At 42.0% G+C, this 24150-nt stretch carries 29 protein-coding genes; 14 read left to right on the top strand and 15 right to left on the bottom strand.

The genetic code is table 11. From position 1 onward, the window contains the following. Positions 1–2: 2 nt before the first annotated feature. The 7 genes from GX654_05585 to GX654_05555 all read left to right on the top strand — a co-directional run bounded on the left by GX654_05585 (position 3) and on the right by GX654_05555 (position 5115). Entirely contained in the window at positions 3–1118 is a 1116-nt protein-coding gene (locus tag GX654_05585) for an AI-2E family transporter (GenBank protein ID NLD36326.1), read from the top strand. 65 nt (positions 1119–1183) lie between these two features. After that, complete coding sequence (locus GX654_05580) at positions 1184–2347, top strand: metallophosphoesterase (GenBank protein NLD36325.1); 1164 nt, start codon at positions 1184–1186, stop codon at positions 2345–2347. 15 nt (positions 2348–2362) lie between these two features. Next, the gene (locus GX654_05575; GenBank protein ID NLD36324.1) at positions 2363–2734 is read left to right on the top strand and encodes a diacylglycerol kinase; all 372 of its coding nucleotides are present in this window, start codon (positions 2363–2365) and stop codon (positions 2732–2734) included. 70 nt (positions 2735–2804) lie between these two features. Continuing rightward, on the top strand, positions 2805–3155 hold the full coding sequence (locus GX654_05570) for an SH3 domain-containing protein (protein NLD36323.1): 351 nt from the start codon (positions 2805–2807) through the stop codon (positions 3153–3155). Then, positions 3149–3601: a DUF1287 domain-containing protein gene (locus GX654_05565; GenBank protein ID NLD36322.1), complete on the top strand. Its 453-nt coding sequence runs from the start codon at positions 3149–3151 to the stop codon at positions 3599–3601. Before GX654_05570 ends, GX654_05565 begins: the two co-directional genes overlap by 7 nt. A 69-nt stretch (positions 3602–3670) precedes the next feature. Continuing rightward, complete coding sequence (locus GX654_05560; protein ID NLD36321.1) at positions 3671–3907, top strand: type II toxin-antitoxin system Phd/YefM family antitoxin; 237 nt, start codon at positions 3671–3673, stop codon at positions 3905–3907. Between the two features lie 92 nt (positions 3908–3999). Continuing rightward, positions 4000–5115: a DUF4419 domain-containing protein gene (locus GX654_05555; GenBank protein ID NLD36320.1), complete on the top strand. Its 1116-nt coding sequence runs from the start codon at positions 4000–4002 to the stop codon at positions 5113–5115. Positions 5116–5186: 71 nt separating this feature from the next. On the opposite strand, the gene GX654_05550 is transcribed toward GX654_05555, so the two are convergent. The 3 genes from GX654_05550 to GX654_05540 all read right to left on the bottom strand — a co-directional run bounded on the left by GX654_05550 (position 5187) and on the right by GX654_05540 (position 6670). Beyond that, positions 5187–5762: a dual specificity protein phosphatase family protein gene (locus tag GX654_05550; GenBank protein NLD36319.1), complete on the bottom strand. Its 576-nt coding sequence runs from the start codon at positions 5760–5762 to the stop codon at positions 5187–5189. Between the two features lie 132 nt (positions 5763–5894). Next, on the bottom strand, positions 5895–6215 hold the full coding sequence (locus GX654_05545) for a hypothetical protein (protein ID NLD36318.1): 321 nt from the start codon (positions 6213–6215) through the stop codon (positions 5895–5897). Continuing rightward, the gene (locus tag GX654_05540) at positions 6197–6670 is read right to left on the bottom strand and encodes an SRPBCC family protein (GenBank protein ID NLD36317.1); all 474 of its coding nucleotides are present in this window, start codon (positions 6668–6670) and stop codon (positions 6197–6199) included. Before GX654_05540 ends, GX654_05545 begins: the two co-directional genes overlap by 19 nt. A 75-nt stretch (positions 6671–6745) precedes the next feature. On the opposite strand from GX654_05540, the gene GX654_05535 reads away from it, so the two are divergent. Next, on the top strand, positions 6746–7831 hold the full coding sequence (locus tag GX654_05535; protein ID NLD36316.1) for a hypothetical protein: 1086 nt from the start codon (positions 6746–6748) through the stop codon (positions 7829–7831). Between the two features lie 32 nt (positions 7832–7863). On the opposite strand, the gene GX654_05530 is transcribed toward GX654_05535, so the two are convergent. Both GX654_05530 and GX654_05525 read right to left on the bottom strand, forming a co-directional pair. Next, entirely contained in the window at positions 7864–8253 is a 390-nt protein-coding gene (locus GX654_05530) for a type II toxin-antitoxin system VapC family toxin (GenBank protein ID NLD36315.1), read from the bottom strand. Then, positions 8250–8504 carry an AbrB/MazE/SpoVT family DNA-binding domain-containing protein gene (locus GX654_05525; GenBank protein ID NLD36314.1) on the bottom strand — a complete coding sequence of 85 codons (255 nt, stop codon included), beginning with the start codon at positions 8502–8504 and terminating at the stop codon, positions 8250–8252. The genes GX654_05530 and GX654_05525 overlap by 4 nt, the downstream gene beginning before the upstream one ends. A 384-nt stretch (positions 8505–8888) precedes the next feature. Between GX654_05525 and lepA the strand changes: the two genes are divergently transcribed. Continuing rightward, positions 8889–10685, top strand: a complete 1797-nt coding sequence (gene lepA / locus GX654_05520) for an elongation factor 4 (protein ID NLD36313.1) — start codon at positions 8889–8891, stop codon at positions 10683–10685. 2 nt (positions 10686–10687) lie between these two features. Further along, positions 10688–11800: a radical SAM family heme chaperone HemW gene (gene hemW, locus GX654_05515; protein NLD36312.1), complete on the top strand. Its 1113-nt coding sequence runs from the start codon at positions 10688–10690 to the stop codon at positions 11798–11800. 2 nt (positions 11801–11802) lie between these two features. Here the strand turns inward: hemW and GX654_05510 are convergent, their stop codons facing one another. Further along, positions 11803–13701 carry an ATP-binding cassette domain-containing protein gene (locus GX654_05510; GenBank protein NLD36311.1) on the bottom strand — a complete coding sequence of 633 codons (1899 nt, stop codon included), beginning with the start codon at positions 13699–13701 and terminating at the stop codon, positions 11803–11805. Positions 13702–13756: 55 nt separating this feature from the next. Next, positions 13757–14299, bottom strand: coding sequence for a peptidylprolyl isomerase (locus tag GX654_05505; GenBank protein ID NLD36310.1), 543 nt, complete (start codon positions 14297–14299; stop codon positions 13757–13759). 246 nt (positions 14300–14545) lie between these two features. Here GX654_05505 and glk point away from each other — a divergent pair, with 246 nt between their 5' ends. The 4 genes from glk (at position 14546) to GX654_05485 (ending at position 17684) form a co-directional block, all read left to right on the top strand. Then, the gene (gene glk / locus GX654_05500; GenBank protein NLD36309.1) at positions 14546–15538 is read left to right on the top strand and encodes a glucokinase; all 993 of its coding nucleotides are present in this window, start codon (positions 14546–14548) and stop codon (positions 15536–15538) included. Positions 15539–15667: 129 nt separating this feature from the next. Beyond that, positions 15668–16597, top strand: coding sequence for a universal stress protein (locus tag GX654_05495; protein ID NLD36308.1), 930 nt, complete (start codon positions 15668–15670; stop codon positions 16595–16597). Then, on the top strand, positions 16597–17253 hold the full coding sequence (locus GX654_05490) for a glycosyltransferase (GenBank protein ID NLD36307.1): 657 nt from the start codon (positions 16597–16599) through the stop codon (positions 17251–17253). The genes GX654_05495 and GX654_05490 overlap by 1 nt, the downstream gene beginning before the upstream one ends. Positions 17254–17375: 122 nt before the next feature. Then, positions 17376–17684 (top strand): hypothetical protein, encoded by a 309-nt coding sequence (locus GX654_05485; GenBank protein ID NLD36306.1) that lies wholly within the window; start codon positions 17376–17378, stop codon positions 17682–17684. A 3-nt stretch (positions 17685–17687) separates the two neighbouring features. Here the strand turns inward: GX654_05485 and dnaJ are convergent, their stop codons facing one another. From dnaJ to GX654_05445, 8 genes are all read right to left on the bottom strand, one after another. Then, complete coding sequence (dnaJ, locus tag GX654_05480; GenBank protein NLD36305.1) at positions 17688–18863, bottom strand: molecular chaperone DnaJ; 1176 nt, start codon at positions 18861–18863, stop codon at positions 17688–17690. Positions 18864–19173: 310 nt separating this feature from the next. Then, positions 19174–19551, bottom strand: a complete 378-nt coding sequence (locus GX654_05475) for a hypothetical protein (GenBank protein ID NLD36304.1) — start codon at positions 19549–19551, stop codon at positions 19174–19176. Between the two features lie 79 nt (positions 19552–19630). Further along, positions 19631–19972: a hypothetical protein gene (locus GX654_05470; GenBank protein NLD36303.1), complete on the bottom strand. Its 342-nt coding sequence runs from the start codon at positions 19970–19972 to the stop codon at positions 19631–19633. Between the two features lie 178 nt (positions 19973–20150). Further along, positions 20151–20366, bottom strand: coding sequence for a hypothetical protein (locus GX654_05465; protein NLD36302.1), 216 nt, complete (start codon positions 20364–20366; stop codon positions 20151–20153). A gap of 265 nt (positions 20367–20631) precedes the next feature. Continuing rightward, positions 20632–22275 carry a tetratricopeptide repeat protein gene (locus GX654_05460; protein NLD36301.1) on the bottom strand — a complete coding sequence of 548 codons (1644 nt, stop codon included), beginning with the start codon at positions 22273–22275 and terminating at the stop codon, positions 20632–20634. Positions 22276–22455: 180 nt separating this feature from the next. Further along, positions 22456–22740: a hypothetical protein gene (locus GX654_05455; protein ID NLD36300.1), complete on the bottom strand. Its 285-nt coding sequence runs from the start codon at positions 22738–22740 to the stop codon at positions 22456–22458. 57 nt (positions 22741–22797) lie between these two features. Beyond that, the gene (locus GX654_05450; GenBank protein NLD36299.1) at positions 22798–23178 is read right to left on the bottom strand and encodes a hypothetical protein; all 381 of its coding nucleotides are present in this window, start codon (positions 23176–23178) and stop codon (positions 22798–22800) included. Positions 23179–23208: 30 nt separating this feature from the next. Next, on the bottom strand, positions 23209–24012 hold the full coding sequence (locus GX654_05445) for a hypothetical protein (GenBank protein NLD36298.1): 804 nt from the start codon (positions 24010–24012) through the stop codon (positions 23209–23211). Positions 24013–24150: the final 138 nt, after the last annotated feature.

Raw genomic sequence — 24150 nt, 5'->3', positions numbered from 1 at the left:
AAATGAATAAAAAGGCTGTTAACAACTGGATATTGATCGTCTTGGTAGTACTGATTTCCATCCTGTTTCTTGTGATGATCAGGCAGTTTATTATGCCTGTACTCCTTGCAGCCATCTTTTCCGCGCTTTTGATGCCCGTATTTCATAAATTTGAAAAGTGGTTTAAGGGACGCCGTGTTGCTGCCAGTGCGGTTACAGTTATTTTGATTTTATGCATTATTATTATTCCCTTAACCGGGCTTTTAGGGGTTGTTGCTGCCCAGGCCGTAAAGATAAGCACTATTGCCAGGCCCTGGATAGAGCGCCAGATTTCCGAACCCGGCACGATTTCAGATTTATTTGAATCCCTGCCATTCTACCAGTCTATAGCGCCGTACAGTGAGCAGATTATTTCAAAGGCAGGTGAACTTGCCGGAAGCCTTAGCGGTTTTATTATAGACAAACTCAGTTCAATTACCATAGGCACGGTAAACATAATACTGGACCTCTTTATCATGCTCTACTGCATGTTCTTTTTTCTTCTGGAAGGGGATAAGATTTTAAACAGGATACTCTACTATCTGCCCCTTGAGGATCAGTTTGAGAGAAGGATGCTTGATAAATTCACCTCTATTACCCGCGCTACCCTCAAGGGAACAATTGTGATAGGGGTTTTGCAGGGGGCACTTGCAGGTATTGCCTTCGCCGCTCTAGGAATCCCAAGCGCCCTGTTCTGGGGTACAATCATGGCAGTACTCTCTGTTATACCCAGTGTTGGCTCTGCAATAGTGTGGCTGCCCACAGTTGTTATACTCTTATTTACCGGGCACATAATCAAGGCAATCATCCTTTTATTATTCTGCGGTCTTGTTGTCGGAAGCATGGATAACCTGCTTCGCCCAAAACTGGTCGGCAAGGATACACAGATGCATGAGCTTATGATACTATTCGGGACACTGGGCGGCATCCTCATGTTCGGTATGGTGGGTATGATCATTGGCCCGATCATAGCAGGGCTCTTTGTGACCCTGTGGGAGATCTTTGCTGATGAATTCAAGGATATATTACCGGAGGTAAAGATAATGTCGCCTAAAGAGGACAGAGACCCATGTAAAGAGGAAGAGAAGCTGCAAGGCTAATGGCCCGGTTGACACTTATGCATGCTTATTATATAGCCATATTTACTAATATTCCCGGAGATTAAATGAGATTCAATTATGCTTTTATCATGTTCATAGGTGTTTTTCTCTCCCTGTATGCACTTCTGCATTTCTATTTTTACCGAAAGGTAACAAGGGCCTTCAACCTAACCCTGTCGCAGAATATTTTATTTATTATTATCCTCTTTTTTCTCCTGCTCTCTCCAATTATTATGCGCATGATAGAGGGTAAAGGGACGGAGGCCCTGTCAACCCTAATCACATATACAGGCTATTTATGGATGGGCATCCTCTTTCTGCTCTTTGCACTTAACCTGGCGGTTGATATTTACAGGTTTATTATCTATTTATCCTCACACATTTTTAACATAAACCTGTTGAAGCTAATACCTGACAAACGGATAGCCCTAATTTGTGTAATTGCGTTGACTGCCTTTATAAATCTTTACGGGTTATATGAGGCGTGGAATATCAGGAGTGAGAGGGTTACAATTGAGACATTAAAACTCCCGGCTGGTGTGGAAAAACTGAGGGTTGTGCAGATATCGGATATCCATTTCAGCCGCCTTAACGGTGTAGGATTAGCCGAAAAAATTACTGATATTATCTCAGGCCTTGAACCTGATATACTGGTATCGACCGGTGACCTTATTGATGACGGGCTCAGGGAGCAGGATAAGGTTAAGAGGCTGTTCAGGGATATTGAAACAAGGTATGGAAAATATGCTGCAACCGGGAACCACGAATTTTTTGCGGGCATTCATATTACCGGTAAATTTACAGAGGATTGCGGTTTCAGGCTGCTCAGAAACGAGGGTGTACAGGTAAACGGATTTATAAACATCGCAGGGATTGATGACCCTGCTGTAAACAGGGGCGGCTTTGTGCAGAAGATTGATGAAGCAGGTGTGATCAATTTTTTTTCACCGGATAAATTAAACATTTTTTTAAAACACCAGCCCAGGATTGAAACAGAAAATATTGGTAAGTTTGATTTGCAGCTTTCAGGTCATACGCACAGGGGGCAGATATTCCCCTTTAATTTTTTTGTAGGTATGATGTTTAAGTACATGGATGGCCTGTATGAGCTTGGCAGCAATTCCTATCTGTATGTAAGCAGGGGCACCGGCACATGGGGCCCGCCAATAAGGTTTCTATCTCCTCCTGAAATAACTGTTATCGATTTTGTAAATGAACAGCCGCAATAGATTAAATGAGGGCATATGGGTGATGGATCAAACAGAGGATTAAAAAGGCTTGTAAATGCCTTTTTCTACAGTGTGGCAGGATTCAAGGCCGCATGGAAAAATGAAGAGGCATTCAGACAGGAGATCATTGCAGGGATTATATTCGTCCCTTCCGGTTTTTTCATTGGTGAAACAGGCATTCAGAAGGCAATCCTGATAATAAGCTATCTTATTATCCCCCTTGTAGAGCTTTTGAATTCTGCGCTTGAGGCAGTAGTGGACAGAGTCGGGATGGAAAGGCACGAACTTTCAGGCAGGGCAAAGGATATTGGTTCTGCCGCTGTCTTTTTAAGTATCTGTATTGCCGCAATAGCATGGTTGCTTATAGTGTGGGAAAGGTTTTTTTAAAATTTAAACCAGCAGAGACTCAATAGAAGCTTTCAAATTAGCCATAAAAATAATTATCACAACCATTTCATTGTTTTGCCTCTTTCATCCCGGCAATGCTGATGCGCTCCTTTATACCAAAAGGCCTGAGATAAATTTACGTGAAGGAGCCGGACAGGATTTCAGGGTAGTTGTAAAGCTGAGGAATAATCAGACATTGAATGAAAAAGAAAATATCGGGCAATGGATCAGGGTCAGGGCCCTTACCGGTCTGGAGGGTTTTGTTAATCAGGAGATGGTATCTGACACATGGATAAAGATATACAAAGAAGAACGTTTATTAACAGTTAAGAAAGGTGAGGCCCAAATAAAAAGTTTCAGAGTTGCGCTCTCTCCTTCGAATCCTGACAAGGATAAAATTAAACAGGGAGACCTATTTTAAAAGAGGCTGTATGTACTGATATCATCATCAGGGCTCTAAGGCATGCTGGCATTGATCTGCAGGCGCTTGTTCATGAAGACGTTTTATCACACCCGGAGCGGTATGAAAACATCCGGAAGCCGGATTATAATATTGACCATAGAAGAACACGAAACCTACAGATTTATCTGAAACATAATGCTATTAATGTTTTTAATGGAAATGGCAAGCCAGATATGGCAACGCTTAAACCTGGCGATATTGTTATACTGGATACCGGCATACAGAATGGAACAATGTTTGACCACATCGGTATTGTTGATAACGAGAAAAATGATTCAGGAAATTACCAGGTTATAAACATATGGACAATAGGGTATAATACAGACTCAATGAGTCTCCTTGGGCAGGAGTATCCTGATGTGGTGGGGGTCTTCAGATTGACACACCTGTTTGATTATCAATAAATGAAAATGTTGACAAAATTACAATCCATATGCACACTTTATTGATTAAGATATATAGGCGGCAGCATTATGAAGACAGTTACCTTCACTGACTTTCGTAAAAACCTATCAAGGTTTATTGCTGAAGTGGAACATGGCGAAAAAATAGCACTTTTACGCCGTGGAAAACCTGTTGCAGAGGTCATCCCTTTTTTTGATAGACTGGGTACTACTATCCCAGCATGGAAAAGACCCCGGACACGGCTTAAATTGAATGGTAGTGATCTATCTTCGGCTCTCCTGGATGAAAGGGAGACAATGTCATGATATTATGAGATAGGAAATTCAAAATATCACTTTTAGAAAAATGTGATACATTTTGGATAATCAGGCTAATCACAATTATAAATGGAGGAATAATGATAAAATTTCAACTCCTTCTGGTTTTGGCAATCATTTTTATTTTCGATCATAATACAATTGCTAATAGCCGCACAACCTTCATATTAAATGAAGTTACGATAGCAAAAGACTTACTTCCTGAAAAACCACTTGGGGGTGCTGTTAAGATAAATTTTGGAAATGTTGAAGCCTTTTCACAATCGATTGACAAAACAGTCATTTGCGAGGGACACCCTTTTGTAAATGCTGTACACCATTCTTTTGCTACACACAGGCCGCTAACAATAACCCCTGATCATATCTGGCTGCTTATAGTTCAAGGCCTTGCTGCTCATGTGAACAATAATGCAGAGTCTTTACGTGCCAAATTTGTAAAGCACAAAGGCAAAATAGCATTAGTAGTACGCAGGGATGATTTTATTAAAGGAAAGAAGGATAACCCCTGGGAGGAAGTATTTCCTGAATTCTGCAGACAGATCGGTGAGCATATCGGAAAGGATAATGAAGATCTTATATCAAAAGGTTTTTCCACTTCTTCTATAGTTAATAAAGCGGCATTTCAGATAACCCTTATGGATATGATGCAACACTATTTTTCATATGATTTTTTTACAATATGTGGAATACCTTCAATTACCCTGGAAGGAACCCCTGAAGACTGGGAAGACATCCTTAATCGAACAAGGCAGCTTGAAAAGTATGACCTTAAATGGTGGACAGATGAACTGGTCCCCATATTGAAAGAGTTCGTGGATGCATCAAAAGGGATAATCAATAAGAAATTCTGGAATTCTATTTATAAATTGGATGAGAAAAGTGGTGAAGGACCTTATATAACTGGTTGGGTGGTAAATTTTTTCCCTTACCTGACAGGATATACAAAAATGCCTAGTGTATTAAACCCTGTTTTCAAACCAGAGAAGGAAGAGGTAATTCATATAACGATGCAAGATATCCCCGGTGGTTTATCAATGGCACCATTTAAGTGGCATTATCGTGGTAAAATTTACAATATGGATTTTATTGCAGGATTCATAGGTATTTCACAGAATGCACAGACAAAAAACATAAAACCAGAAATAGGATGGGTTATTAGAAAAAATTGGCTGGAGCCAGATGAAGATCAAGATTGATTGTTAGTACCCAGGTATAATGTCTAACCGGGCAGACACGGGGGTCTGCCCCTACATGTAAAAACAATCTTCTAAAATGCCTGCTTTTTAATTGCCTCTATATCAAGTTTTTCAAACCAGGGAGGCAGGTTCTTCCATATCGAATGAAACCCGTATCCACCATCTTTCAATTCCTTAAGCGCCTCCTCCTTTGTCCAGCCCTGCACTGCGACACGGTATATGGCGCACATTATCCCGGTGCGGTCAGCGCCATGCTGGCAGTGGACAAGAACAGGAGTACGTTTTTCGTCTGTGACTATCTTCAGAAACCTTACAACCTCTTTGATTTCAGGGTGCCATGCCTTCATGTAGATATGTTCATAACCAAGACCGGTATCTCCTATTTCTTTTCTATCCGAGTTAAATGACCGAAGATTGATGATGGTTTTTATTCCCAATGCCTTCAGATTTTTCATGCCTTCGGATGTGGGCTGGGCACTCCTATACAGGATTTCAGAGACCTTGTGAAGGTTTGGCACCCCCTTCATACTCACAGGTTGCGCCCATTGATCGGGGCGTTTTCCAGCAGGTGTTTCACCTGCACCTGTAAAACCGGTGGATAACAAAACCATTATGCTGATTATAGCCAATAATTTTAAATACCGCATTTAGCTCCTTTCCTGTCCATTAATTATTATAGATAACCGCGGAGGACACGGAGTTTTTAAAGCATTTATACCATGTCCTCTGCCTGTCCCGCCATAGCTTCAGCGAAGGCGGATGCTCTCTGTGGTGAAAAGTTACCCTGTCGTTATAAAACCTGTAACCTCCTCACGGTCATGGTAAAGTTGTTTTATAGAGAGTGAATATCGTATCCCTAAACTATCCAGCATATCACGAATCACCCCTTCGCATTGTTTAACCCCATCATATCTCTTTTTCATTGGGAGATTCAGGTTGAAGATCGTGTGCCTGCACCACCCTTCCTGAATCCATTTGCCAACAAGCCTCGCTATCCGCATGGGCTGATCTGCAATATCACATACCATCCAGTCTGAAGCAGCCCTTGGGATATAGGTAAAACCATCTGTTTTGATATGGTTTACAAGCTCGGATTGCATAAGGGCCCGATCCTCCATGCCCCTGTTGTATCCTTTATATCGCTTTCCACAAATGTCCAGTCAAGGGAATAGGAATCCCCTTTATGGCCTGGCTTTAAAAGCAGGGTATATTTAATATCCCAGAAGGCAACCTTCAGTGTGAAGCCGTATTTCTTGTCCCCACCCTTATCTCCTACCTTCGTGGCGCTAACAATATTGGGCATGAACTCCGGGTAATGGTCAAAGTCGGTCACAGCCATGAATACAGTTTCAGGTTTGGCCTTGATAAGAAACACCGCCTCCGCTGTTTTAACACCTCCCTGTTTTTCATCCAGAAGCCTGATTTTATAGTTATCACCCTCTTTAACAATCTTGCCGAGGTTATCAGTAAAATCAGGTCCTTTAGCTTCTGTGCAAGGGCAGATATAACAAATAAAAAGAAGAAACAGGCAACTCATAAAAAAATTTTTATTCATATTCATCCACTGTAAAAATAGTTATTAATATGTTATAGAAGGTTCACACTATAACCTCCAACCAAAGGTAACTCAATGGCAAAAATTGTTTATGGCGTATCAGGCGAAGGTTCAGGGCATTCATCACGTGCTTCTGAGATTATCCCCTTTCTTCTTGATCAGGGGCATCAGGTAAAGGTTGTTTCATATGACAGGGGGTACAAGAATCTCAAGGATAATTTTGATGTATTTGAGACAGAGGGACTCCATATTGCAAGCGTGGATAACAAGGTATCAATAGTTAAGACATTTACAGATAACCTTATGAGGTTACCCGAAGGCCACAGGGCTCTTCAGCTCTTAAAGAAAACCCTGTTTAAGGAGTTTGAACCGGACTGCGTAATAACCGATTTTGAACCCATGACCGCATATCTTGCAAACCATTACAACCTGCCGCTTATTACAGTGGATAACCAGCACCGCATCAGGTATATGGAGTTTGACTGCCCGCTTTCTCTCAAAAAAGATCAACTCATAACCGAGACAGTTATCCGCTCTATAGTACCAAAACCGGATGTCTCTCTTGTTACCACCTTTTATTTTGGTAAAACTACAAATGATCGGACATTCCTTTTTCCACCCATATTGAGAAAGCAAGTCCTTGATCTTCCCACATCTGAAGCAGATCATTTTCTTGTTTATCTGACAAGCGGGTTCGAGTCTTTTATTGAGATGCTCAAAGGATTCAAGCGGGAAAGGTTCACACTCTATGGTTATGACATGAACAGTCAGGAGGGGAACATCTCCTATAAACCATTCAGTAAAGATGGATTTCTGAAAGATCTTTCAAGCTGCAGGGCAGTTATTGCAACAGCAGGGTTTACACTTTTAACAGAGGCGATCTACCTTAAGAAGCCATACCTGGCCCTCCCCATGCGCGGCCAGTTTGAACAGGAGTTAAACGGCATCATGCTTGAACAGGCAGGTTTTGGTATGAACATGAGGGGGATGGATGAAAAGACAATCAGCGCCTTTCTTTACCGGCTGCCTGATTATAAGGAAAAACTTATTGCATCTCCATCATGGGATAACAACCTTATTAAGAACAAGCTGAAGGATCTGCTTGATAACAACTGCACAGAGGCTATTGAATATCACCGTAAACGGGCAGGTGTTGATTGAAAGGGGGAAAGCAAGTCACCCGTTTCTGAAAATCAGGGCTCATGCACTTGGATTGTCATATTTTTCCGGGCGGCCTTGATAAGCTTTTTATCAAATGTAACAAAGGCATCTGCCTTCTTTGATTGAGCCAGATGGAGGGCATCGGCGAAATCCATTCCTCTCTGGCACCATTCAATGGCGTTTAAGATATTTTCTGATGTTTCAAAATGAACATTAGGCAAACCAAATAAAGATTGAAAGGCATTCAGGATCTCTGATTGTTCAAAATTATATGCATACCGTAACACCCATTCACATTCAAGGATTACGGTTATTGTGACAAATATATTTTCTTTTAAAAATAATGCCTTTGCCTTTTCAAACTGGGATTTATCATCACCTGTAAGGAGGCGGACAATTATATTGGTGTCCACTGAGATCATTTTTTGGCCTCTAGGGCACCTTTTTTTATAGCCTCTTCCATCTGATCAAGGGAAACCCCCTTGCCTTTATATTTTAAAATCCCTGCCACCTCATCAAGTTCACTGTTTTTAAAAACATTTAATGGCTTTAATATAATGCCATCACCAGTATCAATAACTGATAACCTTTGGCCTGGGTTCCATTTATACCTGTCCCTTAAAATCTTGGGTATAATTACCTGCCCTTTACTTGATAACTGGGTCGTTTGCATGACAACTCCCTTAATAAAAGTAAGATTCAGGTAAGATTATAAATGCTGCATTTAAAAACGTCAATGATATAGACCCTATACTATAGAATACTTTTCATAAACTAATATCTGTATATCTTTTTTCTCGACGCTGCCTCTGTTTTCTCATATACTTATCTGCCTTTTAAGGTGGGGAAGCATCAAACCCTGTTATACTATGGCAGGACAATATCCACGCCCTATAAGTTTAAACAGGATTGTTATCATGTAGAGACAAGGCATGTCTCTACGAAGAGATGAACGATAAAAAAGTTCAGGAGCAAAGTTTGTAGGCATTAAAGGATTTTTGAGAAAATTTATTTTATCATAACAATGTTAACAATATAAAAAGCAAATAGATCAAACATGAAAAATACAAGAAATTTCAGCATAATAGCGCATATTGACCACGGCAAGTCAACCCTTGCGGATAGATTAATACAGCATACCGGCCAGGTGAATAACCGTCAGTTCAGGGATCAGTTACTGGACAATATGGACATAGAGAGGGAAAGGGGTATTACTATTAAGAGTCAGGCCATCACCCTTCCCTATACTGCTAAAAACGGCGAGCAATTTGAACTTAACCTCATCGATACACCCGGCCATGTGGACTTTTCATATGAGGTGTCAAGGGCGCTTGCCTCATGCGAGGGCGCCCTGCTTCTTGTAGATGCATCACAGGGGGTTGAGGCACAGACCCTCGCAAACATGTATGCAGCTATTGAGCAGAACCTGGAAATTATACCTGTAATAAACAAGATAGACCTCCCATCAGCGGATATTGAAAGGGTAAAGGAGCAGATTGAGGTTGACCTTGGGCTTGACTCAGATGTAGCGATTCTATGTTCTGCCAAGGAAGGGATAGGTATCGATGATGTCCTGGAAGCAGTAACCAAATATGTTCCTGCTCCAAAGGGTGACCCGGAGGGCCCTTTAAAGGCGCTTATCTTTGATGCACAATATGATCCATTCAGGGGCACGATCGTGAGCATCAGGGTCTTTTCAGGCAAACTTGAGGCGCGCGATGTGATCAGGTTCATGTCCAACAGGGCAACCTACAGGGTTGAAGAGGTGGGCAGGTTCGGTGTAAAAAAGGAACCGGTAAAATCTTTGTCAGCAGGCGATGTCGGTTACATGATAGCAGGGATCAAGACTGTAAGCGACACAAGCATCGGTGATACCATAACCCTTGATAATAACCCTGCGCCTGAGCCTCTGGCGGGGTTCAAGCAGGCAAAGCCGGTGGTTTTCTCTTCCATATACCCCATCAGCTCGGATGATTACGGGTCACTTGCCGATTCGCTTGAAAAATACAAGCTTAATGATGCTGCCTTTGTTTATCAGAAAGATTCATCAGCCGCCCTTGGTTTAGGCTTCAGGTGCGGGTTCCTGGGTCTCCTGCATCTTGAAATCGTGCAGGAAAGGCTTGAACGTGAGTATGACCAGTCTATCATCATGACAGTTCCATCAGTCGAATATCACTTTGAACTTACCAACGGCGAAAAGATCAAGGTGGATAACCCCCTCTATTACCCTGACCCTGCAACCATAGAAACATCCCTTGAGCCCTATATTAAGACGAGCATCCTGATACCTGAAAGGTACATGGGCGCTGTAATGGACCTCTGCCTTGAACGCAGGGGTGAAAACGCCAGGTTTAATTACCCCACACAGGGCAGGGTTGAGATCAATTTTGACATGCCGCTTGCCGAGATACTCTATGACTTCTACGACAGGTTAAAGACCGTTACACAGGGTTATGGCTCATTTGATTATGACATGCTTGACTACAGGAAGAACGACCTTGTTAAGCTGGACATCCTTGTTAACTCAGACAGGGTGGATGCCCTTTCTCAGATAGTACACAAGGAGAGGGCAAGGGCAAGGGCTTTGCATGCCTGTGAAAAGCTCAAGGAAGAGATCCCGAGGCATATGTTTAAGATCGCCATACAGGGTGCCATAGGCGGAACCATAATAGCACGCAGCACAGTAAATGCCTTCAGAAAGGATGTTACTGCAAAGTGTTATGGCGGTGATATCTCACGTAAACGCAAACTCCTTGAAAAACAGAAAAAGGGTAAAAAGCGCATGAAGATGATAGGGGCAGTCGCTATCCCCCAGAGCGCTTTTGTTGCGGTATTTAAGTCGAATAGCGATTAAGATTGGCCGGCCTATACATCCACATCCCCTTTTGCAGGTCTAAGTGCCCATACTGTGACTTTTACTCCATTGCCTCAAACACCCTTGTCAGCAGGTTCGTTGAGTCCCTGAAACGGGAAATAACCTTTTATAAAAGTAAATTTACCTCCTTTGATACTCTCTATCTTGGCGGGGGTACACCCTCTCTGCTTGATACAGGGATAATTACCGGGATCATTGATTCAGTAAAAAACACATTTGAAATTACTGAAGGGGCAGAGATCACCATTGAGGTTAACCCGGGTGATATGACTCATGAAAAAATAACAGGAATTAATAATGCAGGCATTAACCGTGTAAACCTTGGTGTTCAGTCATTTAATGATAGTGACCTTAAATTCCTTGGCAGGAGGCACAGCACCGCCGATTCTGAAAAGGCATTCATGGATTTAAGAGCAGAAGGTTTTAATAACATAGGGATAGACCTTATCTATGGTCTAAAGAATCAATCGGTTGATGAATGGGTAAAGAACCTTGAAAGGGCTGTAGACTTAAGCCCTGAACACATCTCATGCTACCAGCTTACAATAGAGGGGAAAACAGTCTTTAACGCCATGAAAAAAAAGGGTGAACTGAATGATCTAAGCGAAGATGCTGCGGCTCTATTTTTTCTTGAGACATCAGCCTTTCTGGAAGAAAGAGGCTATACTCATTATGAGGTCTCTAACTTCGCCAGAGGCCGTGAATACCAGTCAAGGCATAATATGAAATACTGGCGTCGCATACCATACCTTGGACTTGGCCCGTCTGCCCATTCATTTGATGGTAAAAAGAGGTGGTGGAATTACAGCTCTATTAAAAAATATTGGGCAAGTCTTGAAGGCGGAATGCTGCCTGTTGAGGATACTGAGGATTTGATGATTGAACAGGAGCTTCTTGAAAAGATATCTTTAGGGTTAAGGACTATTGAAGGCATACAAATTGATGTTATTAAAGATATCCCCGGTGCAATGGAATCCGCTAAAAAACTTGAATACACAGGGTATGTAAAGATATCAGGAGATTCTATTACCCCCACAAAAAAAGGGCTTCTGGTTGCTGACAGGCTGCCGCTTATCCTTATGAGTGAAGCTTAAATCTAAGAGGATGCCTCTTTTATCCCCTCAAGCTCTTCCCACCGCCCGTATCTCTCTTCCAGTTCTCTCTTTATCTCTTCTACTCTGGACTTTGCCTCTGCAATTACTTCACCATTCTTTCTGTAAAACTCCGGGGCTGCCATCTGCTCATAAAGAGATGCCTGCTCCTGTTCCAGTTTTTCAATAATAGAGGGTAACCCTTCCAGCTCCTTTGTCTCTTTGAAGCTGAGCCTGCGTGGTTGCTCTTTTTTGTTTGATTGTTTTACAGGTGCAGGTGTTTTTGGAGGCTCCTTTACCTGCACAGGTTCAGGTCTCTGGGTAATCCAGTCATCGTACCCGCCCGGGTATTCTGCAATTTTACCCTTTTCATCAAAGACAATAGTGCTTGTAACAACATTATTCAAAAAGGCACGGTCATGACTTACAAGGATTATAGTGCCTTTGTAATCCATGAGCCTTTCTTCTAAGAGTTCAAGGGTCTCCATATCAAGGTCATTTGTCGGTTCATCAAGCACCAGGAGGTTCGATGGCCGGACAAAAAGTTTTGCTATGAGGAGCCTGTTGCGCTCTCCTCCTGAAAGTATGCGTACAGGGCTCTTTGCCCTTTCAGGTGTAAATAGAAAATCCTTCAGGTAACCTATAATATGTCTGGGGGTATTGTTAATAATAACAGTGTCTTTACCGTCAGCCACACTTGATTCAACCGTAGCATCTTCATCAAGCTCTTCCCTTACCTGGTCAAAATAGGTAATCTCAAGCCTTGTGCCATATTTTACGCTGCCGCTATCTGGCTTCATCCGGTCAAGCAGTATCTTGAGCAGGGTTGTTTTACCTGAGCCATTAGGGCCTATAACACCTATCCTGTCACCGCGGATTACCAAGGTTGAAAAATCCTTTATTACCTTTTTATCTCCATAGCTGTGCCTGATACCGGTTGCCTCAATAACAAGTTTCCCGGAGCTGATAGCATCCTGCACTGTGATCCTTGCGATACCGGATTTCATCCTCCAGCCTCTCTGCTCTTCGCGCATCTTTATCAGCGCACGTACCCGCCCCTCATTTCTTGTACGTCTCGCCTTTACACCCTTTCTGATCCACTCCTCTTCCTGTGCCAGTTTGTGCCTGAACTCGTTTCTGTGAAGCGCCTCTGTCTCCAGCACCTCCTCACGCCTTTTCAGAAATTCGCTGTACCCGCATGCCCAGTTCAGTATATTGCCCCGGTCTATCTCTATTATCCGCGTAGCGAGTTTCTGTAAGAACATCCTGTCATGTGTAACAATTATGATAGTGCTTTTGGTTTTTTCAAGGAATTCCTCCATCCATGTTATGGATGCAACATCAAGGTGATTGGTAGGTTCATCAAGCAGGAGGAGATCAGGTTTACTGACAAGAGCCCTTGCAAGAAGAGCCCTGCGTTTAAATCCAACAGACAGAGAAGGAAAAGGTTCATCCGGGTCAAGTGAGAGCCTGGTAATCACCTCATCGGCCTGACGGTTAATCTCCCAGCCGTTTAATCTATCCAGCCTTTCCTGTATGCCTGTAATTTTATTAAGTGTGTCGACATCATGACTTTGTGCCATGATCTTTGAAAGCCTGTGATACTCTTCAAGAAGCTCCCCCACCCCGGTTAAGCCCCCGGAAACAACCTCATGAACTGTGCCAGTAAGGCCCTGTGGCAGCTCCTGTGAAAGGCCTGAAACGGTTAACCCTTTCTGTATTGAAATAGTTCCGCTGTCAGGCCTGATTGATCCACCGATGAGTTTTAAAAGGGTGCTTTTACCCTCACCGTTTCTGCCAAGGATACAGACCCTTTCCCCTTTTTCGACCTGGAGGTTTATCCTGTCTAATAAAGGGACGCCGCCAAAGCTTATGCTTATATCAATAAGGCTTAAAACGGCCATAAAAAAGAAATCTTTTTCACTTGAAATTTATAAGTCCGGTAGAGATATAAAGGAATTAATGGCAGCATGAGCCCTCTGACCCGCATCCGCCTGAATCGCAACCGCCAGAATGGCCTGACCCACAGTCACAACCGCAGGAAGACAAAAGGCCATCTCTCTCTTCAGATGTGAGTTGCCGCACCTCGGCGATATTAACATCAAAATGCAGCCTTTCACCGGCAAGCGGATGATTCAGATCTATTACCACTGTATCATTACCTTTTACCTCTTTAACCTTTATTATCATAGGCCCCTGCGGCCCGTGACTCTGAAATGTCATGCCAGGCCTGATCTCTATATCATCAGGGAATTGATCCCTTTTTATCGCCTGAAACAAATCCGGATTAATTAACCCATATGCATTTTCAGGCGCCACGCTGATGTTTGCTTTATCGCCTACAGCCATTCCAATCATCTTTTCTTCAAGTCCCGGAATGATCTGCCCGGCTCCTGTAATAAAGCCAAGGGGTTTCCCAACAGGGGATTTATCAATCTCTTCCCCTGAATCAAGGGTAAGCCTGTAATCAAATGACACAAAAACCTTATCGCTGATATTCATAAAAACTCCTTTATCTGTAAAAAAACCGCGATCCTTAGATATCCACCCAAAATAATGCTGTAAACATAGATACAATATTATGAAAAGTCAAATCCATGTCTAACAATATCTTTCTGTTGATTTAACATGATTTATCTATATATTTGACAATGATTTTCGTATCACTGACAAAAGCAAGTTAATAGAGATATGGGAGATGAGCATAATATGGCAAAGGGCGCAGGGCGCAAGGCACAGGGGAAAACGATGAATATAAAAACCGAATATATCCTTGCCGGCGATATAGGCGGGACCAAAACCAACCTTGGTATCTTTAGCATGGGAAAAAGGCGGCCAGTGATGAAGGCTTTTAACAGTTATCCCAGCAGAGAATACAGTGGTCTTGAAGAAATTATAATGGCCTTTCTCTCTGATAACCGCTTTCGGGTAAAAAAGGCATGTTTCGGCCTTGCAGGTCCTGTAGAAAAGGGGGTATGCAAAACTACCAATTTCCCATGGGTAGTGAACGCATCAAAGATAAAAAAAATATTCGTAATGGAAGATGTAAAGCTGATCAATGATCTTAGTGCAATGGCCGCCGCTGTGCCATACCTGACAGGATCGGAAATTCATGTTATAAACAAGGCACAGCCCGAAAAAAATGGAAACATCTCTCTTATTGCACCAGGGACAGGGCTTGGACAGGGGCTCCTAATTTACAGTGAAAAGGGCTATATCCCGGTTCCATCAGAGGGAGGCCATGTGGATTTTGCCCCGAATAACTGCCTTGAGACAGAATTTTTGAGATTTCTCTGGGGCAGATACGAACATGTCAGCCTTGAAAGGATAATCTCAGGCATGGGTATATTAAATATCTATGATTATCTTAAATCCACGGGTAAGTACAAAGAACCTGGCTGGCTTTCATTAAAAATAAAAGGCGGTGACCCCGCAAAGGTAATAAATGATTCTGCTCGGGAAAAGGGCCAGAAACTCTGCCTGAAGACTATAGATCTTTTTCTGTCAATACTCGGGTCCGCCTCCGGAAACCTTGCCTTAACAGCTTTAACCAGGGGAGGGGTATATATCGGAGGGGGTATTCCACCGAAACTTCTCTGGAGGATCAAAGAAGATACCTTTATGAAGAGATTCACAGGCAAGGGCAGATTTAAAGGACTAATGGAAAAAATCCCTGTTAAGATGATTCTCAATAGTAACGCAGCTATTCTTGGCGCGGCCATTACAGGGTTCAAAGGCTGATTGTCCTGCTCCCCTTAGGCCCTTTTATGTTGACCAGCAGTAGCGTTTCCGCTATTCTTTAGCCCAATTCATCGCACAAGAGGCCCAACTCCATAGGGTCAAATTTAAGTTTGCCAGAGAGGAGCTGTCATGGAAAAAAAGATACTTATTGCGGTAGACGGAAGCATTCATTCGAGAAAGGCTATTGAATACTGCATTGACATGTGTTCAATCATAAAGGGCATGCACTATGTCCTTATAAATATTCAGCCCAAAATTTCGGACTTTCTTATTCAGGAATCCAACATAGACCCCCAGGTAAAGGCAGGGCTCAAGGAGATAGCTGACAAAAACCACCGGCATTCCATAAAGATCCTGGACGAATCAATGGAGATAATGATCAAGCTCGGGGTAAATAAAAAACTTATTGAAAAAGTCTCACTCCCTGCTCTCAAAGGCACCTCAAAGGAGATACTTGATTATGCAAAACAGACGATCTGCGATGCTGTTGTTGTAGGAAACAGGGGGATATCAAAGTTTACCGAGGCATTTACCGGCAGTATTTCAAACAGTATTATTGAGTTTACAGATACAATTCCTGTATGGGCTGTTGGCGGCGACGTTAATTCGCGAAAGGTTATGCTGGCAGTGGATGGGTCTGAAGCCTCTCTTGTTGCTGTTGATCATGCCGCATTTATGTTTTCAGGAAACACATCCATTGATATTACTCTCATGCATGTTACCCCCAAACTCAGGGATTACTGCGCCATTGATTTTAAAAAGGATAATGACATGATGGAGGAAATCATTGCAAGAGGGGACAAATTGTGCATTGAAAGTTTTTATGCCCACGCACAAAAGACGTTAACTGATGCAGGGCTAAAGAAAAGCCAGATACATATCCTTGAAGTGGAAAGCCGGATCAGCATCGGTAGAACAATTATAAAAAATATAAAAAAACATGGCTGCGGAACCCTTATTATTGGGAGGAGAGGGGTAAATAACTCCTTCTTTATGGGCAGCGTGTCAAGTTATGTTATTACCAATGCTAAAAATTGCGCTGTATGGCTTGTCCCCTGATGGATAAGCTTATTGTTTTTACGCGGTACCCTGTTCCGGGTAAGACAAAGACCCGCCTTATTCCTGATCTTGGGCCTGTAAATGCCGCTGATGTCCATCGAAAACTTACTGAAAATATTATCAGCCAGATAAAACAGCTTCATGCTGAAAAAGATTTTCACTTCGAGGTGTGCTACACCGGCGGAAGTATAGAAGCGATGAAAAGCTGGCTGGGTGATAGTATAACATATACAGAACAGGTTCAGGGAGACCTTGGAAAAAGGATGCATTCTGCCATAAAAAGTGCCATTCATATCGGCTGCACAAAGGTCGTTCTCATCGGAACAGATATTTTGGAATTAATCCCAGGGCATGTAGAACAGGCATTCAATGCCCTTGATAAAACCGACATTGTGCTGGGGCCTACAATTGATGGCGGTTACTGGCTAGTGGGCATGAGAATGGCGTTTAACATATTTACAGGCATACCCTGGGGGACTGAAACAGTAATAGCTCAAACACTTGAACTGATAAAACAGCAGGGCTTAAGACTCTTTATACTCCCTAAGATAAGCGATATAGATGATGTTGATGACCTGAAAAAATGCAGTGATCATAAAATAGTAAAACAGCACCTTTCAGTGTGGTTGCCTTCCAGAGACAGCCCTCATGATTAAACCCTGTTAAGTATATAGTTTTTGTATAGATACACTGTCGGCATTTCTTTTTATGGGTTATTGATTTATTGTTAATAATTTCATATTATCGGAATAAATAAAAACAACTCGAACAGGCATATATGACAAAAGAATACTGGACACTCTCTGAGGTAATCGACATCTTTGAAATGGATGAAGAGACTATTACATACCTTGAGGAGGAGGAGATAGTCTGTCCCGAATGCTTTGCAGAAAATCCCACAAAGCGGTTTTATTCTGCTGAACTTGATAAGCTCAGGCTGGCAAAGATACTTATGGAAGATATGGATGTAAATCTTCCGGGCGTGGAGGTTATATTAAGAATGCGTGAGAATATGGTCCAGATGCGCAGGCAGTTTGATGCTATTCTGGAGGAGCTCGCTGTTCAGATAAAAGAGAGTATGAAATAATTGCTACAATTTCAGATTTTTTCTCACATCCTCATTATAATATGATTCAAGTGATTTTGCCGCCTTTTTGATCTCTTCATTATCTCCCCTGGGGACCTTTACAACAAGCTTCACCATCATGTCTCCCCTTGCTCCTGTCTTGAGGTTCAAAGCCCCTTTACCTTTAAGCCTTAAACTCTGACCGCTCTGGCTTCCTGCTGGTATCTTAAGGTTTACGATACCATCAATGGTGGGCACTGGGATTGTCCCTCCTGAAACAGCCTCGTTTACGGTTATAGGCACATCAAGAAACAGGTCATCCTCTTCACGCCTCAAGGTCTCATGTGGTTTTATATGTACAAGCAGATACAGGTCTCCCGGTTCCCCCCCATTAAAACCCGGTTCCCCTTTACCTGCAACACGTACCCTGCTCCCTTCCTTTACTCCCCTGGGAATTGTCACCCTTATCCTTTCAGTATCATAAACCTGCCCCTGGCCTGAACACTGCGGGCAGGGTTTGCCTGTGCTGCCATGCCCATGACATTTGGGGCACTCTCTTGTGAAATTGATCGGGCCTTCTGCCACATTCAGCCTGCCTGAACCGCCGCATTTGCTACAGGTTGACATCTTTGATTTCGGATCAATACCTGACCCGCTGCATAAACCACATGGCTTCATCTTCTGCATGGCAAGCTCTGTCTCAAAACCTTTAAGGGCAGAGATAAGGTCAATGGTCATCTCATGCTCCATATCCCTTCCCTTTGAGGACATGCTGCTTCTGAAATCGTATCCTGCCCCACCACCGGCCCTGCCTGCACCCCTGGAGCTGAAAAGGTCTCCGAACAGGTCTTCATAGCTCTGGTATTTGCCAAAATCCTGCCCGGACCGACCTCCGGACGAAGCGCGGCCTGAGCCACCCTCCTGCTGGTATGCACCCCATTTTTTATATTCACGAGCCTTTTCAGCGTCAAACCCGGAGTTTAGGCTGTCTTCACCGAATTCATCATAGAGCTTTCGCTTTCCAGCATCCCCGAGGCAGTCATAAGCAGCAGAGATATCCTTGAATTTCTGCTCAGCATCCTTGCTGCCGGGGTTGATATCAGGGTGCCATTTCCTGGCAAGCTTCCTGTATGCCTTTTTTACCTCTTCCTGGGTGGATTCCTTTTTTACTCCGAGTATTTCGTAAAAATCTTTTGCCATAAATATTCTTTAAAATGTTTGAAGGTTTATTCTCTGATATTTTTTATAAAAATTAACATATTGAATGTTTACCCGCAATATTTAAATAATAAATGAAGGAAATGACTTTATTTAACGAATATATGAGAGGTATTTACCTTCATGTGCCGGGTATTCAGATCTTAAGGATAAAGTGTAAAGCAGGGTGATCTTTTAAAAATTATTATCTTTTCTGACAACTAAATTTCAAAGAGCATTTATTATTCTACGTCTTCTTAAGATCATCAAGAGCAGCCTTTGCTTGCGGAGCCGCGGCAGGAGAAGTTACTTGTTAGCGATTGACTTCTAATTTTATTGCGTCAAAGTCGCCATTATATAATTCAAATTTATCTTTATTTTCAATATCTTCACAAACGTAATAATAGAACACACCATGCGGTAACCTTCGATAAGCAACACTTTTTATTTTTACTCTCGTATTTGCCTTTAGTATCCTTATAAAAAACTCAGGTTTTATATGGTTTTTTTCTCCCAAATTCAGAGCTTCCTTTGACATGTAATTTTTGATAAGAATCATGTCTCTATTCATAACTCCGAATTTACCAACATTCTTATTCATTTCTTCATTACTGGTGGTTTGAATGCGAATGAAGCAACCAGCAAAGAGTAGGCTGGTTAAACAAATCAATATAGGCTTCACATATTTCATTTCACCCTCCTCGATTCAAATAACAAGCTGCGCCTAGATGTTCTGCAAAAATTGAAAGAGGCCCCCCAGTCTTGTTAATTTAAATGTTATGACTTTTTAATTTATTAAAACGCAAGTACATGATGCCTGCTGATAAAATTGATAATGCTAACAAACCATAATTAACCTGTTTTACGATTAGAATTATTTCTAAAATAAGAAGTGATATAAAATACAGCCATGCCTTTTTAAAATAAAATTGACCAAGTGGGCCGAGTATAAAACCTAACAATAAAGCAATCCAAAGTTTTTGTGGGACATATTTCCTGAGTAGAAGGGTTACGATAAGTGGGATACCTACTGCAATTGCAAATATAACTAAAATAATTAAAAACTCTGGAAGACCAATGCCATATTGAACGCCACCAATATTAATTATCATAAAATGAAAATCTCCTTGCATTAAAATATAGTGCTGTCATAACTCTGAAGTTAAAGAGCCTGGCGTGTTTATGGCATTCAACTCCATGCTCCTAAGATAGTTGATAATATTGACTCTGCTACGCTCGGCGATATAGTAGCCAGGTGTCGCACCACCTTGAACTTTTTGTTGTGTGTTTTTAATTCACTAACTCAAGTTTTACCTCTAAAGGATCAAAAGTACATAACCAGAGTGTTTCCCCTGTTTTTGAATTTGAGCACTCTAACTCATAACCAATTGTTGGATTTGTATAAATTTCAACTATTGTTGCAATGTCTCCGATTTCTGGTTTCTTTGTATCGAACTCAGATTTAATTATACGATCTGGATTTGAAAAAGATATTATTTTTACCACATCGTATTGTTTGAAATGATTAATATTGTTCGTATGCATAAGATGTATTTTAAATTTATTGTCGATGATCCTTTATATTTTCGACACACAATACGCAGGTCACCTGCGCATTCGGCGGGTCCGAAGGAGCCGCCGAATGCGGGATTATAAGTTATAATTACTAAAGTTAAAAAACAGTGTCAGGGCTTCACTCATGACAGGTTTTGAAATGTGAAGGCATGACACTCATTTTCTCTTTCGAAAATCTTTCATAAAAAATATTTTGCTACTTGTCTCTCCACGGCTTATTTTCTTTATAAAAATCCAGTCGCTCAAGATATATGGCAATTTTATCGGCAGAAGATCCTTCCTTTTTCAGGATATCAATTGCTATTTCCTGGGTTTTTACTGCATCTTCAAATCTGCCTGCTTCTGCATAGGCTGCAGCTAATGTATCTAATCTGGCTGGATTTTTATTAAACTCTACCAGCTTCTCAGCATGTTCTATTGCCTTAATACCATCACGATATTTTTTATCAGGGCAGGTAGCTAAAAGCCATGCAAGTTGGCTACGCGCTATATAATCTTTGGGATCCAGCTCAATAGCTCTATTGAAATCATAAATGGCCTCTTCCATTTTTTTTATGCCCTTATAAGCGTACCCACGCTGAATATAATAATTAGGTTTATTGGGATTCAGGTTTATGACTTTACTAAAATCTGAGATAGCCGCTTCATACTGTCTCTTTATCATGTACATATTTCCACGATTACTGTATGCAGATACACTATCAGAACTCAGCTCAATAGCTCTATTGAAATCGTAATTGGCCTCTTCCAATTTTTTTAAGGCCACATAAGCGTTCCCACGCTGACTATAGTATTCAGGATTATCTGGGTCCAGGTTTATGAGTTTACTATAATCTGAGATAGCCGCTTCATACTGTCTCTTTATTGAGTGCGCAGTTCCACGTAAATTATAAATAAGTGAACTATTTGGATCCAATTCTATGGCTCTGCTTAAATCAGATATTTGTTCATCAATTAGACCTTTTATAAAATACGCTTTTGAGCGAGCTATATAACGAGTTGCATTGTATCTGTCCAATTCTAATGCATTGTTATAATCAAAAACCGCATCGTCTATACTGATAAATTCATCTCCTCGATTGAATAAATTACGAGCATTATAAGGGATTAACTCAATGGCCCTGCTTAAATCAATGATAGCTTCATCTATCTCGCCCTTATTAATATGGGCATCACCACGCAGGTGGTAAGCAAATCCATTATTAGGGTCCAACTCTATTGCTCTGGTAAAATCAGATATTGACTCATCAAATAGACCTTTTTTTACATATGCTGCCCCACGATTTCTATAATAAAGTTCTTGGTCTGCATTCAGATCTATTGCTTTGCTAAAATCAGGCACAGCCTCATCAATTTGTCCTGTTCTCATATAGACCATTCCACGATAATTGTAGATAATATCTTTGTCAGGATCTATCTCTATGGCCTTGTTAAGGTCAGATATAGCCAGATCAATTTTATTTTTCTTAAAAAGGACTTTCCCGCGACTACTGTAGGCAAATAGATTATCTGGGTCCAGCTCAATAGCTTTATTTAAGTCAGGAAGGGCCTTGTCAATTTTACCGAAGTCATTATAGGCATTCCCGCGAAAACCATATGCATAAGGATTTTCAGGCTCCAGCTCTATGGCCTTACTGAAGCAGATAATTGCTTCGGCAAGCTGCCTTTTTTTAACATACCCAAACCCATCAGTTATATAGTCGTGAGCAGAATATTGTTCCTGTTGAGCAGGTTTAATGGCCTGCTTTTCTAATTTTTTAATCGGACGTGTTGTTTGGCATGAACAGAGGAAAAACAGGACCAAAGATATAATAGATAAAATTTTTAGTGTATTTTTCATAAGCAACTACCTTTTAAGTTTAACGAAAACCGTCAATTTAAAAACCGGACCAGTAGGCCCGTGAAAAATGGAAATATAGGATAATCCCTTTTTGCCACGATCATTATTCTTCTACACTTATAACGACGGCTTCACTTGCGTATTCCGTCAAGTGAAAGCCAGGGTTAGCAAAGGAGATGGCTATGACTCAAAAGTCCATTGAGGTTCACCCGCAAAGTATAGAACTTGATAAGAAAATTGCTGCGATTGAAGAAGATTTACAGCGGCAGAAAGGGTGGGTAAAGCCTCTGGTAAATGAAGTAGGAAAACATTGTCGCTCAGTTTTGTATTATCTTCATAACCTGATAAGATGTTGCTTAACTGTGGCGATGCTGCAATCCAAGCGTTATGCATTGCTAAGTCGCCTCTTTCTGGGGGTATAATGTGTGGAAGCACTGTGTTTTTGATGTCTTTTTCATTTTCCATAATGCAGCCTGATAACCGGTTTGGCATGTCTTTCGCCAAATCCGGTTGATTAGATGGTTAAGGATTGGGGTTATTATTATTGTGAAGCAAGTTATAAAGGGGATGTCTTGGATCATCAGGAAGTATTTTACTCCCGAAGAACGCTACCATATTCTCGCGGTCCTTGATGCTCTGAGTCAGTTGTTTCTGCAATTCTTCTATCTTTGTAAGATACTCCTCCTTGGCTTGCGCTATCGCTTCAGGCTCGCTAAAATATTCTGGGGCTTTGATAATCGTTACGATGACCGTGGCAGATTGCGCGATAAGCAAAGCAAATACCCATTTAACGGTGTCAGGTTTAATCTCAACCCAACCGATAACGCCCGAAAGCCCAACAAACGCAGTTACAACGAATATCGCAAGAAAGGTGTAAACAATGTGTTTTTTTAAAGATGTCATTTTATTTTATTCATCCTTTAACGCTCCGGCTCAGTGGGCGCCGGCGTTTTCGGCGATCCACTGCAGCCGGTTGTTGGCAAGTCTTGTGTGTTTCTTCTTCCATTTGAAATAGCGCCAGACTTCCTCTGCTTGAGGATGGGAGGCCAGCAAGCACACGTTTTCCCATGTTGTTGATCGAAAGGTGATGCCTGCCGGTGTTGTGTCCTTGAAGGCGTCCTCTAAAAGCCCAATGCCAAGAACGACAAATTCGGAGCGATTCGGGAACAGGCATGACCCATACTTCTTGAGAAACTCACCCCTCAGTTGAATTTGGTCTTTATCCCTCATCTTTCCTTGGGCGGAACCAACGCCCGATTGCCATTTGGCTTCACCCAGTATGAGAGCGGTCGAGGTGGATATGCCAACGTCTATCTCGGGGCCGCCCGGAACAAGAGTGTCAGGATGCGGCACCCGACGCCAAAGAAACACCTCTGCATCGTCAGGTGTCAAACCCGGAAGGTCGATAAGCTTGAATAAGTCTGTGAGCCAAACCTTCAAATCAGCCTGCGGCGCTCGCGCTATAGTCCCAAAGACTGACCATGTTATCGCATCTTCGCTATGGATGGATTGCAGATCGCAGTAGAAACCGACGCCAGATGTGCATACCTTTTCGTCTTCACCTGTGAACGCCCGAATTTGCCTGCTCTGGTATAACTTCTGGACAATTTCCGGCGGCGGCCAAAGGCTACATCCATTTCGGATGAGGTTGTCGAACGGGTGCGCAGTCACTGTAACACCGCCCTTGCTATGCGCACACGCAATATCGGTCTGGTTCCAATCCTTCATTTCTTTCATGATCTCTCTGCCAACTGCCGGGCTAACAGGTGCCCGGCGATTTTTCCGGGCATCCTTGTTTAGCCTGATGTTAAGTAGTTGATTTCCCAATTTCTAATTGCCTACCATCGTATATCAACCAGCCTTTGTCTTGCTGAT

The sequence above is a fragment of the Desulfatiglans sp. genome (assembly GCA_012513605.1).
Lineage (GTDB): Bacteria > Desulfobacterota > DSM-4660 > Desulfatiglandales > HGW-15 > JAAZBV01.
Note: the sequence above shows the minus strand (reverse complement) of the source record. Positions and strands in the feature narration are given on the sequence as shown.